General features: G+C 68.8%; 14 protein-coding genes and 1 tRNA gene. 7 read left to right on the top strand and 8 right to left on the bottom strand.

What is annotated here, in order from left to right:
• The first annotated feature begins 122 nt into the window (after positions 1–122).
• Both hisF and ACTVZP_RS00825 read left to right on the top strand, forming a co-directional pair.
• Positions 123–884 (top strand): imidazole glycerol phosphate synthase subunit HisF, encoded by a 762-nt coding sequence (gene hisF / locus ACTVZP_RS00830; RefSeq protein ID WP_443210172.1) that lies wholly within the window; start codon positions 123–125, stop codon positions 882–884.
• Entirely contained in the window at positions 881–1,192 is a 312-nt protein-coding gene (locus ACTVZP_RS00825) for a phosphoribosyl-ATP diphosphatase (protein WP_443210171.1), read from the top strand. The genes hisF and ACTVZP_RS00825 overlap by 4 nt, the downstream gene beginning before the upstream one ends.
• A 154-nt stretch (positions 1,193–1,346) precedes the next feature.
• Here the strand turns inward: ACTVZP_RS00825 and ACTVZP_RS00820 are convergent, their stop codons facing one another.
• Both ACTVZP_RS00820 and rlmB read right to left on the bottom strand, forming a co-directional pair.
• Positions 1,347–1,763: a CoA-binding protein gene (locus ACTVZP_RS00820; protein ID WP_443210169.1), complete on the bottom strand. Its 417-nt coding sequence runs from the start codon at positions 1,761–1,763 to the stop codon at positions 1,347–1,349.
• Positions 1,764–1,955: 192 nt separating this feature from the next.
• Positions 1,956–2,741, bottom strand: a complete 786-nt coding sequence (rlmB, locus tag ACTVZP_RS00815) for a 23S rRNA (guanosine(2251)-2'-O)-methyltransferase RlmB (protein WP_443210168.1) — start codon at positions 2,739–2,741, stop codon at positions 1,956–1,958.
• A 119-nt stretch (positions 2,742–2,860) separates the two neighbouring features.
• Between rlmB and ACTVZP_RS00810 the strand changes: the two genes are divergently transcribed.
• Positions 2,861–2,944 (top strand) — tRNA-Tyr (locus ACTVZP_RS00810).
• Positions 2,945–3,171: 227 nt separating this feature from the next.
• Here the strand turns inward: ACTVZP_RS00810 and ACTVZP_RS00805 are convergent.
• On the bottom strand, positions 3,172–4,269 hold the full coding sequence (locus ACTVZP_RS00805; protein WP_443210167.1) for a Hint domain-containing protein: 1,098 nt from the start codon (positions 4,267–4,269) through the stop codon (positions 3,172–3,174).
• A gap of 343 nt (positions 4,270–4,612) precedes the next feature.
• On the opposite strand from ACTVZP_RS00805, the gene ACTVZP_RS00800 reads away from it, so the two are divergent.
• Positions 4,613–4,795, top strand: coding sequence for a hypothetical protein (locus tag ACTVZP_RS00800; protein WP_443210166.1), 183 nt, complete (start codon positions 4,613–4,615; stop codon positions 4,793–4,795).
• Positions 4,796–4,947: 152 nt separating this feature from the next.
• Here the strand turns inward: ACTVZP_RS00800 and ACTVZP_RS00795 are convergent, their stop codons facing one another.
• From ACTVZP_RS00795 to ACTVZP_RS00785, 3 genes are read right to left on the bottom strand one after another with little or no spacing between them, the layout of a single operon-like run.
• Positions 4,948–6,471 carry a DHA2 family efflux MFS transporter permease subunit gene (locus ACTVZP_RS00795; RefSeq protein WP_443210165.1) on the bottom strand — a complete coding sequence of 508 codons (1,524 nt, stop codon included), beginning with the start codon at positions 6,469–6,471 and terminating at the stop codon, positions 4,948–4,950.
• Between the two features lie 13 nt (positions 6,472–6,484).
• Positions 6,485–7,591 (bottom strand): HlyD family efflux transporter periplasmic adaptor subunit, encoded by a 1,107-nt coding sequence (locus ACTVZP_RS00790; protein ID WP_443210164.1) that lies wholly within the window; start codon positions 7,589–7,591, stop codon positions 6,485–6,487.
• Complete coding sequence (locus tag ACTVZP_RS00785; protein WP_443210163.1) at positions 7,588–8,055, bottom strand: MarR family winged helix-turn-helix transcriptional regulator; 468 nt, start codon at positions 8,053–8,055, stop codon at positions 7,588–7,590. The genes ACTVZP_RS00790 and ACTVZP_RS00785 overlap by 4 nt, the downstream gene beginning before the upstream one ends.
• A 129-nt stretch (positions 8,056–8,184) precedes the next feature.
• On the opposite strand from ACTVZP_RS00785, the gene ACTVZP_RS00780 reads away from it, so the two are divergent.
• The 3 genes from ACTVZP_RS00780 (at position 8,185) to ACTVZP_RS00770 (ending at position 12,023) form a co-directional block, all read left to right on the top strand.
• Positions 8,185–9,198, top strand: a complete 1,014-nt coding sequence (locus ACTVZP_RS00780) for a serine hydrolase domain-containing protein (protein WP_443210162.1) — start codon at positions 8,185–8,187, stop codon at positions 9,196–9,198.
• A gap of 123 nt (positions 9,199–9,321) precedes the next feature.
• Entirely contained in the window at positions 9,322–10,542 is a 1,221-nt protein-coding gene (locus ACTVZP_RS00775) for a putative DNA modification/repair radical SAM protein (RefSeq protein ID WP_443210161.1), read from the top strand.
• A complete protein-coding gene (locus ACTVZP_RS00770; RefSeq protein ID WP_443210160.1) occupies positions 10,542–12,023 on the top strand; it encodes a UdgX family uracil-DNA binding protein in 1,482 nt (493 codons plus the stop codon). The genes ACTVZP_RS00775 and ACTVZP_RS00770 overlap by 1 nt, the downstream gene beginning before the upstream one ends.
• Before the next feature lie 249 nt (positions 12,024–12,272).
• Here the strand turns inward: ACTVZP_RS00770 and ACTVZP_RS00765 are convergent, their stop codons facing one another.
• Both ACTVZP_RS00765 and ACTVZP_RS00760 read right to left on the bottom strand, forming a co-directional pair.
• Entirely contained in the window at positions 12,273–12,527 is a 255-nt protein-coding gene (locus ACTVZP_RS00765) for a hypothetical protein (RefSeq protein ID WP_443210159.1), read from the bottom strand.
• The gene (locus ACTVZP_RS00760) at positions 12,527–12,658 is read right to left on the bottom strand and encodes a hypothetical protein (protein WP_443210158.1); all 132 of its coding nucleotides are present in this window, start codon (positions 12,656–12,658) and stop codon (positions 12,527–12,529) included. Before ACTVZP_RS00760 ends, ACTVZP_RS00765 begins: the two co-directional genes overlap by 1 nt.
• Positions 12,659–12,668: the final 10 nt, after the last annotated feature.

Below are 12,668 nucleotides of genomic sequence, written 5' to 3'. Positions count from 1 at the left end.
TCGCTCAAATATCCCGGGGGTGAGCCGCGGCGCGGCGAGGGGGCGGAGCCCCCTTCCCCCGGCCCTTCCGAGGCGCTAGGACAGGCCGAGACGCGGCCGCCCAGGGCCCGGGAGATCCTGCCATGCTCAAGACTCGCATCATCCCCTGCCTCGACGTGGCCGACGGCCGCGTGGTGAAGGGCGTGAATTTCATCGACCTGCGCGATGCGGGCGATCCGGTCGAGGCCGCCCGCGCCTATGATGCCGCGGGGGCGGACGAACTCTGCTTCCTCGACATCCATGCCACCCACGAGAACCGGGGCACGATGTACGACCTCGTGACCCGCACGGCCGAGCAGTGCTTCATGCCCCTCACCGTGGGCGGCGGCGTGCGGACGCATCAGGACGTGCGCGCGCTCCTCCTGGCCGGGGCGGACAAGGTCAGCTTCAACTCGGCCGCCGTGGCGGATCCGACCGTCGTGGCCGAAGCCGCCGACCGCTTCGGCAGCCAGTGCATCGTGGTGGCCATCGACGCCAAGACGGTCGCCCTGGGCCGGTGGGAGATCTTCACCCACGGCGGCCGCCGCGCGACGGGCATCGACGCGGTGGAATTTGCCGAGGAAGTGGCGGCCAGGGGCGCGGGCGAGATCCTGCTCACGTCGATGGATCGGGACGGCACGCGTTCCGGCTTCAACCTGCCGCTCACCCGCGCCATCTCGGAGGCGGTGCGGATCCCCGTCATCGCGAGCGGCGGCGTGGGCACGCTCGACCACCTCGTCGAGGGTGTGACCGAAGGCGGCGCCTCGGCCGTTCTCGCGGCTTCCATCTTCCATTTCGGCGAATTCACCATCGGCGAGGCCAAGGCACACATGGCCGCCGCCGGCATCCCCGTGAGGCTTGCATGACCGTCCTCGAACGGCTCGCCGCCACCGTCGAGGCGCGCAAGGGCGCCGATCCCGACAGTTCCTGGACCGCGAAGCTCTTTGCCAAGGGCCCGGAGAAATGCGCCGAGAAGTTCGGCGAGGAAGCCGTCGAGGCCATCATCGAGGCGGTGCGCGGCGACCGCGCGAAGCTCGCCTCGGAAGCGGCCGACGTGCTCTACCACCTGCTGGTGATGCTCGCCGCCCGCGACGTGAGCCTTGCCGAGGTGATGGCGGTGCTCGAGGCCCGCGAGGGGACCTCGGGCATTGCCGAGAAGGCGGCACGGCCCTAGCGCGAGTTCACCCGGCCTTGGCGCGGGGATCGCCTGTCGGAGCCTCCGGCGGGGATATTTGTGCGAGAATGAAAGCTGCAGGGCGCAGGGTCCGGCGCGGCTCTTGCGCTGCCCGACGCGGGCGCTCCTGCCTGCAGTCCGAAGCCCCGAGCGGTCACAGCCCGAGCCGCGGGATCTCGATCGCGGGGCAGCGGTTCTCGACCACTGCCACGCCCTTCGCCTGCGCAAGATCGGAGGCCCTGGCGCTGCTCACGCCCAGTTGCATCCAGACGGTCTTCAGCTCCGGCAGGTGCGCCAACGCCTCGGACACGATCCCGGGCACATGCTCGGAGCGGCGAAAGACGTCGATCATGTCCACCCCTTCGTCCGCAAGAGCCGCGAGGTCGGGGCGGATCGTCTCGCCGAGCGCGTCGCCCCCCGCCTGACCGGGGTTGACCGGAATCACCCGGTAACCCTGCCGCTTCAGGAAGGCGGCCACGCGGTGGCTCGGCCTGTCGGGATTGGGCGACCAGCCGACGAGTGCTATGGTCCGCGTAGTTGTCAGGATCTGGCGAAGCGCGTCGTCGTTCACAGGGATCTCTCCGGAAGCACGAACGGGCTTTCCTCGCCCGCTCCCCCCAAAAAAAAGCGCCCTGACCGAACGGCCGGGCGCTAGTGCGGAACGAGGGACAGTGAAGGTCGAACGGGGGTTCCGACCCCGTTCTCTCTGTAACATGGGAGCCACATCGCCAAAGAAAAGGCTCAATCGCGCGTCCGTGAAGACTTACCGGTTCGCCGCCGCATAGAGCGCCACCGCCGCCGCATTCGACACATTGAGAGAGCCGAAGTCGCCCGCCGCGGGGATGCGCACCAGCAGGTCGCAGGTCTCGCGCGTCTTCTCGCGCAGGCCGGGTCCTTCCGCTCCGAGAACGAGGCCGACCGGCCGGCCGCCCGTGGTCGCAAGGCCCTCGGCCAGACTCGTCCCAGCCTCGCCATCGAGACCGAGCAGCGTGTAGCCCATCGCCTTCAGCTTCTCCATCGCGTCCGACAGGTTGCCGACGCGCAGATAGGGCTGCCGCTCGAGCGAGCCGCTCGCCGTCTTGGCCAGCGCCCCCGTCTCCGGCGCGGAATGACGATGAGGCGCGATGACCGCCCTCGCTCCGAACACTTCGGCAGACCGCAGCACGGCACCGACATTGTGCGGATCGGTCACCCGGTCGAGCAGGACGACGAGCGGCGCCCCTTCGCCCGCGGCGGCCAGATCCTCGAGGCTGCCCCAGTCGAGCGGCTTGACCTCGAGCGCCGCGCCCTGATGGACCGAGCTTTCGTCGATCGGCACCGAGAACTTGCGCGGATCCACGATCTCGGGTTCGAGACCGCCCTCCGAGATCGCCTCGCCCAGCCGGTCGGCAGCGTTCTTCGTCAGAACGAGCCGCAGCTTCTCCCGCTGCGGATTGGTCAGCGCGTCACGCACCGCATGGATGCCGAAGAGCCAGACGGACTCCTGCGACGCCGTCCGGCGGGCGCGCTCCTTGTCGATCACCCAAGCGGGCTTGACGGGTTTCGGCATCGGCAACTCCTGGAAAACGGGTCGTAGAATGGTCCGGGCAGCGGGGCGGCGCAAGGCGAAAGAAATGCTGCGATCGGGCCTTGACCCTCTCAGACCCCTCGGATAATCACGCCGCCAGTGGGCGACGTGCTGCAAGGTGCGGCAGCGGACTGTAACTCCGCCGAGGCGACTCATGCCTGGTTCGATTCCAGGGTCGCCCACCATCTCTCCGCCAACATGCCAGGCATGAACCGAGACCGGTAGACTGGCTCGATCCGGCCGGTTGCAGAGCTTGCACCACGGCCGCGCGAAGGCGGCCGGTTTCCGGACGTGCCGTGACCGTGCCGGATGGCGCCTCAGACTCAGGATGTGGCATGCGCCGTTCCGCCGAGGACCGGATCCTCCGGCTTCGCCTTGCGGGCCGTCGTCGCCCTGACGGCGGGGCAACAGATCAGCGCGACGTCAGAAGGATGCTTTCGCGGCGGGTGATCTCGGGATGCGAGAGCTGCCTCCACGGCTTACCGGGAAAGATCGCGTTGATTTCCGCAAGAGCCTCGGGCGGGAGGCAGCGCATCGTCTCGCTGCCGAAATGCAGGCTCTCCGCCCGGGCCCCCTCGGCGAGGAGGATTTCGTGGCGATCGAGAAGCAGGTGGTGGTAGGCCGCCTGTGCCATGGGCACCCGCGTCACCCTCCGGTCGTCCACCAGATGCTTTGCCGCCACCAGCACGGACTCCTCGCCGAACAGGATCTGGGCGCGCCAGTCCGCGAGGAGAAGCCGGTGGTTGGGCGAAACCCAGAGGTCGCGGGCGTTGCCGAGGGTCCCGGCGCGGATGCGGATGGGCGCGAGATCTCCCATTGCCGGCACCAGACTCGCCCCCGCCCAGCGGACCGGCCGGGCGCCGTGTCCGAGTGTCAGAACGGGATCACCCGGCTGAATGGTCTCGACCCGACGTTCTCCGTCCGGCGTGGCGATGAGTGTTCCGGCGAGGAAGCACGGCACGCCCGCGGGCGAGACGGTCAGACTTGCGATGGGCGCGGACTGCCCGCTGCCGACATAGGTGGACTGTCCCTGAACATAGGTCAGGGCGGTGCCGGCGGGCGGTGCCGTGCCGAGGAAGGCCACACCGGCCACGACGCTGTCATATCCGGTCGAGATCGAGATGCCGACCATCGTGTAGGCGGTGCCCGCGGCGTCGTAGAGCGTGACGTGGTATTCGTCCTCGACGAAGACCGGCTTCGGATCCGCCCAGCGAACGTTGTTCGTCACGGCGTCCCAGCTTTTTGAGCCGATGGTGACATCCTCGGTCAGCATCTGGTCGACAACGATCGAGCCGTTGACCGGATCATCGGTGAGGACCCCATCCGCATCGTCGAGGTGCAGCGTCACGGTCTGCGACAGGTCGAAATCGAGCACGACGTTCTGGGGATTCTCCCAGCTGAACGCATCGCCGTTCAGCGCATTGGTCAGAACATTGCCGTTGCGCACGGCAGTTCCGTCGTCATGGGCCATCGAAACGGCTCCCACGGGGATGATCGTCACTGTCGCCATCGTCCCGGCGTTCCCGCACCCTTCCCCGGACCTCGCCGAGCCACGCTCTTGATCATGACGATAAAGTCGCCGGGCATCAACCCGCCACCCGACCGGGCATCCCCCGCCGCCCGGAAGCGGTGGCCTCCGTGCCCGCGCCAAGACCCGCCCCGACCGACACAGGACGGCGGGAGGCGCTTGCGGGGGTCGCCGCCACCACCGGCTTTGCCTGCGGGCGGGTCGCGACGGGGCGCCGACGGTCCATTTGCCGCAGCGCCGTCCGCAGGCAGGCCACTTCGCCGCCTTGATCCCGCCCCAGGGAGAGACCCACCATGGGCAGCGTAAGAGTTCGGTGGAGACACCAGTGAAAGACGTTCCCGACAGCAAGGGGGCCGGTCCGACGAACCCGAAGCCCCGGCACCACATCCCGCCGGAACCACCCTCCGATTACCGCTCGCGCCTGGCCATCGGCGCGCATGCCTTCCTGATCTCGCTCGCGGCGGGAGCGGTCACGGCACTCCTCTCGGGTGCGTTGCGCGCCTTCTGAGGAGGCTGGGGGCAAAGCGCCGCAGGTTCGGGGACTTGCGGCAGGCTGCGGGATGACTATGTCGACTGCAAGGCCCTGCTGCGTGTCCCTTCCGCACCGAGGGCTTCGGCCGCGGGCGACCTCCCCATCTGCGCCCGCGGCCCTTCCCCTCGTCAGTCTGCATGCGCGGCAACAGGCGCCGCCCCGGTGCGCGGCTTGCGCAGCAGCAGCGCCAGCGGCAGCGCCGCCAGGGTGATCAGCATCATCAGGCGGAAGTCGTCGATGTAGCCGATCATCGTGGCCTGCTGCGTGACGAACCTGTCGACCACGGCGAGAGGCAGGGCCGCACCCTGCGCCGCCTCGGGCGAGACCTGCCAGAGTTGCGGGTTGTAGGGCGTGACATGCGCGCCGAGCTCGGCATGGTTTATCTGGCTGTTGTGGGTCAGCATCACCGTCACCATCGAGATGCCCACGGACGAGCCGATGTTGCGCACGAGGCTGAAGAGGCTCGTGGCATCCGCCCGGAATCGCGGCTCGATGGTGGCGAAGGCCACGGTCGAGAGCGGGACGAAGACGAGGCCGAGGCCGAGGCCCTGCACCACGCCCGAGAGCACGATGGGCGTGCTGTCCATCTGCGGGCTGAAGCCGGTCATCATGTGGAGCGAGACCGCCGTCAGCGAGAGGCCCGCCGTCACCAGCACCCGTGCATCGACGTAGCGCAGCACACGGCCCGCGATCAGCATCGAGATCATCGTGCCCACCCCGCGCGGCGCCATGACGAGTCCGGTCGTGATCACCGGATAGCCGAAGATGTGCGACAGCATCGGCGGCAGGAGCGCGAGGCTCGCAAGCAGGATGATCCCCACCACGAAGATGAAGACGAGGCCCGTCGCGAAGTTGCGGTCGGCGAACATCGCCGGCTCGAGGAAGGGCTTCTCGGCTCCGAGGATATGGATCACGAAGACCCAGAAGCCGGTGATCATCAGGAACAGGTAGATCCAGATCTCGAGCGCGGCGAACCACTCCACCTCGGCCCCACGGTCGAGCATGAGCTGCAACGAGCCGAGCGCGATGGCGAGCGCGGCGAAGCCGAAGAAGTCGAAGCGGCGGATCACCCGCGTGGCCCGCGGCAGCCAGGTCGCGCAGCCGAGGAAGGCCACGATGCCCACCGGCACGTTGATGAAGAACACCCAGCGCCAGTCCCAGCTCTCGGTGAGCCAGCCGCCGAGCGTGGGCCCGATGATCGGGCCGACCATGATCCCCGCGCCCCAGAGCGCCATCGCCTGCCCCGCCTTCTCGCGCGGGTTGATGTCGAGGAGGAACGTCTGCGACAGCGGCACGATGGCCGCACCGAAGACGCCCTGCAGCAGCCGGAAGCCGACCATAGACGGCAGGCTCCAGGCCATGCCGCAGGCCATCGAGGCCAGCGTGAAGCCCACGATCGAGGCCAGGAACAGTTCGCGCTTGCCGATCCGGTCGGCGAGCCAGCCCGTGACCGGCGTCATGATGGCGGCAGCCACGATGTAGGAGGTGAGCACCCAGTTGATCGTGTCGGCCGAGGCGTCGAGATCCCCCGTCATCGAGGGCAGCGCCACGTTCGCGATGGTGGTGTCGAGCACCTGCATGATCGTGGCCAGCATGATCATGAGGGTGATCAGCCCGCGGTGCTCCACGGGCTGCTTCAGGGTATCGGTCATGGCGCCCTCCGGATCAGTCGGCAGTGGCGGCGAAGCTCGCGAGGCCCGGGATGTGCCGCACCCGGCCGGTATCCACGGACACCTCGGCCGAGAGGCCCGAGGCGAGGCCGCTCATGTCGACCCCCTCCTCGAAGCGCAGGCGGACGGGCACGCGCTGGGTAACCTTGACCCAGTTGCCGGTGGCGTTCTGCGCCGGAAGCAGCGAGAACTCCGAGCCGGTGCCCGCGCCCACCGCCTCGACAGTGGCCTCGTATTCCCGGCCGGGATGCAGGTCGAAGGTCACCTCGGCCTTCTGGCCGGGAACGATGCCGGCCAGCTGCGTCTCCTTGAAGTTGGCGTCGATCCAGACGTCGCCGGTCTCGACCAGCGAGAAGAGCGACTGGCCCGAGGTCACCATCTGGCCCGGCTTGAACGAGGCGGCCTGATAGACAAGCCCGTCCGCCGGCGCGCGCACCTCGGTCAGCGAGAGCTGGTAGGCCGCATCGTCGCGCGCAGCCAGCGCCGTGCGCACCATCGGATGGTCGTCCACCGGCCCGTCGGCCAGGCCGCCCAGCGCGGCGAGGGCACTGGCAGTGGTCTGGCGGGCCACGACGAGCAGTTCGTTCGCGCGCTGCGACTCGTGGCGCGCGTCGTCGAGCGCCGTGGTCGCGGCCACGCCCTTCTGCGACAGCGCCTTCTGCCGCGCGAGTTCATTCGCCAGATAGGTCGCATCGTCGGCGGCGAGCTTCTCCTGCGCCAGGGCCTGCGCATAGGCCACCTTGAGCTGCTCGACCTGCAGGCGGGCTGAGGCCACGTCGGCTTCGGCCCGGGCCAGCGCGATCCTCCACGGCTCGGGATCGATCACGAACATCACGTCGCCCTCCCGCACCGGGCGGTTGTCGGCGACCGAGACCGTCGTCACGCGGCCGGACACCTGGGAGGCGACCGACACCACCGCCTGATGCAGATAGGCGTTGTCGGTCGTCTCGTAGCGGCCACCGGTGAGCCACCATGCGCCGGCGCCGCCCAGCAGGGCCGCGGGCAGCGCCGCCATGAGAAGGATCCGGCGCGTCTTGCGCCGTCTCGGTTCCGCCGCCACAGCGGCCACTCGGATCGTGTCGGGAGAGGTCTGGGCGTTCATCGGCTGACCTTGATGCAGGGGTGGCGGTCTTCCGCCTCCGCGTCGTTGAGGTTGGTGACGATGGTCCGGAGCATCGAGACGAGATCCCCGCGGCGGTCCGCCGGGATCCCCTCGAGAGCTTCGTCGTAGACCTCGTCGGCAATGGCCTTGATGGTCGCATAGGCGGCCTGGGTCTTCTCGGTGGGCGCGACGAGCCGCGCCCGGCGGTCACAAGGATCGGCCTCGCGACGTACCCATCCGCCCAGTTCCATCCGGTCGATCAGGCGAGAGACGCTGATCGGCTCGATGTCGAGAAGATCGGCGAGCCGGGCCTGAGTGGCCCTCGGTTCCCGGGAAAGCTGCGCCAGAAGCCGCCACTGCGCCGTCGAAAGGCCCAGGTGGCTGGTCTGACGCTCGAACCGCTTGCGGATGGCGCGCGTGGCGTCGTGAAGAAGGAGTCCCAATCTGTCTGTGTCCGTTTTCATGCGCATGACATATTATAAGCATGCTTACCAATCAAGGCGAGCCCGCTGCGCGCGCGAAATCGTGAGCGGTCGGCCCGGTTGATGCGGCCGGAAGCCGGTCCATGTCGCGGGGAAGCCGAAGGATCCTCCATGCCGCTCACCCGCCGCTTCCTCCTCGCTGCCGGCGCCTCGCTCGCGCTTCCCATGATAGTCCGTGCGCAGGCACCGCGACGCCCTCGCCTCGCCACCACGCTCAAGGCCGCGAGAGCCTACGAGCAGCTTCACGCCCTTGTCATCGCGCGGGAAGGCGAGACGCTGCTGGCCGAGGCGCTGCGCGGGCCGGCGCCCGACCGGGCGGTCAACATCAAGTCGGTCTCGAAGACCATCGTCGCGGCCCTCCTCGGCGCGGCGCTCGACCGCGGCGAGGTGCCGGGACTTGACGCCACCATCGGCAGCCTCACCCCGCGCCTCATCCCGGACGACGCCGATCCCCGCGTGCGCGCGATCACGCTCGAGGATCTCGTGACGATGCGCGCCGGACTCGAGCGTACCTCCGGCGGCAATTACGGCGCCTGGGTCTCGAGCCCGAACTGGGTCGCGCATGCGCTTTCGCGGCCGATGGTGGCCGAGCCGGGCGGCCGGATGCTCTATTCGACCGGCAGCTTCCACGTGCTGGGCGCCGTGCTGGCCGAGGCGACCGGGCGGAGCCTGCTGTCGATGGCGCGGGACTGGCTCGGCGAGCCCCTGGCCATAACCGTCCCGTCCTGGACGCGCGACCCGCAGGGCTACTACCTCGGCGGCAATGAGATGGCGCTTTCGCCGCTTGCCCTGCTGCGCTTCGGCGAAATGGTGCGCCGCGGCGGACGCTGGGACGGGCGGCAGGTGCTGTCGGAGGACTGGGTGCGGCGGTCGCTGGAGGTTCGGACACGCTCGCCCTTCTCCGGGCTCGGCTACGGCTATGGCTGGTTCATCGGCCGCGCCGGAGCCGAACGGATCGCGCTGGCCCGCGGATATGGCGGGCAGATCGTCTGCCTGCTGCCCGATCTCGCGGCGACAGTCGTCGTGACCTCCGATCCGACCCGTCCCGCCCGGAGCGAGGGCTATTTCGGCGACCTCATGCGCCTCATCGGCGAGGTTGCCGTTCCCGACCTGCGCAGCGTCTGACAAACGCCCGAACGGTGCATTCCCGGTGGGTTGGGAAGCGCCAACCGCCCTTGCGGAGTCACGTTCCGGTCATCGGCACGGCGCGGGCTTGATACGGATCCGATAGGAACATATTAAGAACATATGAAACGCGACCTGTCCCGTAAGCTGGCGATCCTGTCGGATGCGGCCAAGTATGACGCCTCCTGTGCCTCGAGCGGCGGGGCGCGGCGGGACTCGAAGGACGGGAAGGGCCTCGGCTCCTCGGGCGGCACCGGCATCTGTCACGCCTACGCGCCGGACGGGCGCTGCATCAGCCTCCTCAAGATCCTGATGACCAATTTCTGCATCTTCGACTGCGCCTATTGCGTCAATCGCGTGTCGTCGCAGGTGGAACGCGCGCGCTTCTCGGTCGAGGAGGTTGTCTCGCTCACGGTGGAATTCTACCGGCGCAACTACATCGAGGGGCTGTTCCTCTCCTCCGGCATCATCCGCTCGCCCGATGACACGATGGCCGACATGGTGCGCATCGCGAGGACCCTGCGCGAGCGCGAGAATTTCCGCGGCTACATCCATCTCAAGACCATCCCCGACGCGGCCCCGGAACTGATCGAGCAGGCCGGCCTCTTTGCCGACCGTCTTTCGATCAACGTGGAACTGCCGACCGAAGCCGGCCTCGGCCGCTTCGCGCCCGAGAAGTCCGCGCGCGGCATCCGGAAGGCCATGGCCGAGGTGCGATTGAAGCGCGAAGCCTCGCGCGAGACGAGCTTTCGCGGCCGGCGGCCTTCGCGCTTCGCGCCCGCCGGCCAGTCCACGCAGATGATCGTGGGAGCGGACGGAGCGGACGACGCCGCGATCCTTGGCAATGCCTCGACCCTCTATGCGAATTACGGGCTCAGCCGCGTCTATTACTCCGCCTTCTCACCCATTCCCGATGCCTCCAAGGCACTGCCGCTGGTGCGACCGCCCCTCCTGCGCGAGCACAGGCTCTATCAGGCGGACTGGCTCCTGCGGTTCTACGGCTTCGAGGTGGACGAGATCGCCGACAGGGGCATGCTCGATCTGGATGTCGATCCGAAGCTTGCGTGGGCGCTGGCCCACCGCGAGGCCTTCCCGGTGGACGTGAACCGGGCCTCGCGCGAGATGCTGCTGCGCGTGCCGGGGTTCGGCACCAGGACCGTGGCGCGCATCCTCTCGGCGCGGGCGCATGCGGCCGTGCGCTACGAGCATCTCCTCGGGATGGGCGCCGTCCTCAAGCACGCCCGACCCTTCATCCAGCTTCCGGGCTGGCGGCCGCAGGGCCTCGACGACGCGGGGCTCCGCGCCCGCTTTGCCGCGCCGCCCGAGCAGCTGAGCCTCTTCTGATGCCCGAAGTGGTGCTGCCGCGTCTGGGGACGGTGGCCGCGTGGCGGGCCGAGGCGCGCCGGCTCGCTCAGGCAGGGGTTGCCGCGGAAAGCGTCGTCTGGCGCATGGGCGACGGCGAGGCGGACCTTCTTGCGTCGCTTCCTGCCGAGACGACGGCCACGCCCATGCGCGAGATCCGCCTGCCGCGCGAGGCAGTAGCCAGTTTCGAGACCGCCCTCTGCCATGCCGATCCGGAGCGGTTCGCTCGCGCCTATGGGCTGCTGCTGCGCCTTGCGGAAGGCTCTCTGCGCTGGGGCGACCGAAGCGATGCAGCACTCGGCCGCCTTCTCGCGCAGGAGAAGACGGTCCGGCGCGAAATCCACAAGATGCACGCCTTCGTGCGCTTCCGCGAATTGCCCTCCGAGGGTCCGCGCCGCGCCTTCGCCGCCTGGTTCGAGCCCGACCACCCGGTCGAGGAGGCGGCGGCCCCCTTCTTCGCCCGCCGCTTCGGCGACATGGACTGGGCCATCGTGACCCCCGAGATCACGACGCGTTTCGCCGATGGCAGCCTCGACTTCGCGCTGACCGAAGGCCGGGCCGCGCCGCCCGAGGATGGAACGGAAGAGCTCTGGCGCACGTACTACGCCAGCATCTTCAACCCGGCGCGGCTGATGGTGAAGGCGATGCAATCCGAAATGCCGAAACGCTACTGGAAGAACCTGCCCGAGGCGTCGCTGATCCCGGGCCTGATCCGGGGAGCGGAAGGGCGCGCGGCGGAGATGCAGGCCGCGGCACCCACGGAGCCGCCTGCCCGCACGGCCGCCATCGCACGCCAGCGTCGGGCGGTCTCTCCGCCGCCGACAGCGGGCGGCGTCGTGCCGGGGAATGAAGCCGGGAACCGGCCGCCCGCCTCGCTTCCAGAGGCGAAGGCCGCAGCGGACGAGTGCCGACGCTGCCCGCTCTGGTCGAACGCGACGCAGGTGGTTTTCGGCGAGGGCACGACGGCCGCGCGGATGATGGTGGTGGGCGAACAGCCGGGCGACCGCGAGGATCTGGCGGGGCGCCCGTTCGTCGGGCCGGCCGGTCAGGTCTTCGACGAGGAAGCCGAAGCCGCGGGTCTCGACCGGTCCATGGTCTATGTCACCAATGCGGTGAAGCACTTCAAGTTCACACCACGCGGCAAGCGGCGCATTCACCAGAAGCCGGACGCCGGAGAGGTGACGGCCTGCCGCTGGTGGCTCGATCTCGAGCGCGACCTCGTCCGGCCGAAACTGATCGTGGCCATGGGCGCAACCGCTCTCGCGTCCCTCACCGGGACGGGGGCCGGGATCCTCAAGCGACGCGGATCGGTCGAGCGGCTGGATGACGGCACGCCGCTTTTCGTGACGGTTCATCCCTCGTACATCCTGCGCCTGCCGGACGAGGCAAGCCGGGTGGAGGAGCGGTCCAGGTTCAGGGCGGATTTGAAGGCCGCCCGGGAACTGCTTGAAGAGCTGGAGTAAGGCGAAGGAACCCGTCGGCATGGCGCGCTGGCGAAGCGCAGCGGCTTCCTGGCCGCTCGGCGCCTTTCAATAGAGTCCGCCAGAACGAGAAGCCGCCCGGATCAGGCTGCATTTACCCCAAGGCGACGCTTGCCCGACGTATGCGGCGTCGGTAGCTCCTCGCACTAAGGCAGCTGCGCTGCCCCTGCGCAATGGCGCTCCTGTCGCCGCGTCATGGGCCGCGAAGGTGCTTCTCTCACAAGGGAGACGTCAGACCTCGGGAGCGTCCGGCTTGGGGATCGGGTTGTTGACACGCTCGACACGCGTTTCGTCCCATTGAGGATCCTCGCGCTTGATCCGGCGCGAGATCATCCAGCCAGCGGGCCAGCAAAGCACGATGCCGATCACGGCGCTGATCGCGATGGGCATCCACCCATACCAGCCGAAGCTGAAGAACAGGATGACGAGGCCGCCGGTGATGACGGCCCCCGTCATCAGCGTGAGGATGATGCTCAGGCGATCCATCAGCGGCTCCGCTTGCGGGCCCGTACGGTCGCAGGCGCGAGACGGGCAGACCGGCGCGAGGCGGCAACCGCCATCAGCACCAGCGTCACGGTGGCTGCAAGAAGGCTAAAGGTCAGGGTCTCGCTCGACATGGCGTCTCCT

Source organism: Rhodobacter sp. NSM (assembly GCF_052244495.1).
In the GTDB taxonomy this organism is placed as follows: Bacteria; Pseudomonadota; Alphaproteobacteria; order Rhodobacterales; family Rhodobacteraceae; genus Cereibacter_A.
This window is presented reverse-complemented; position numbering and strand designations above follow the sequence as displayed.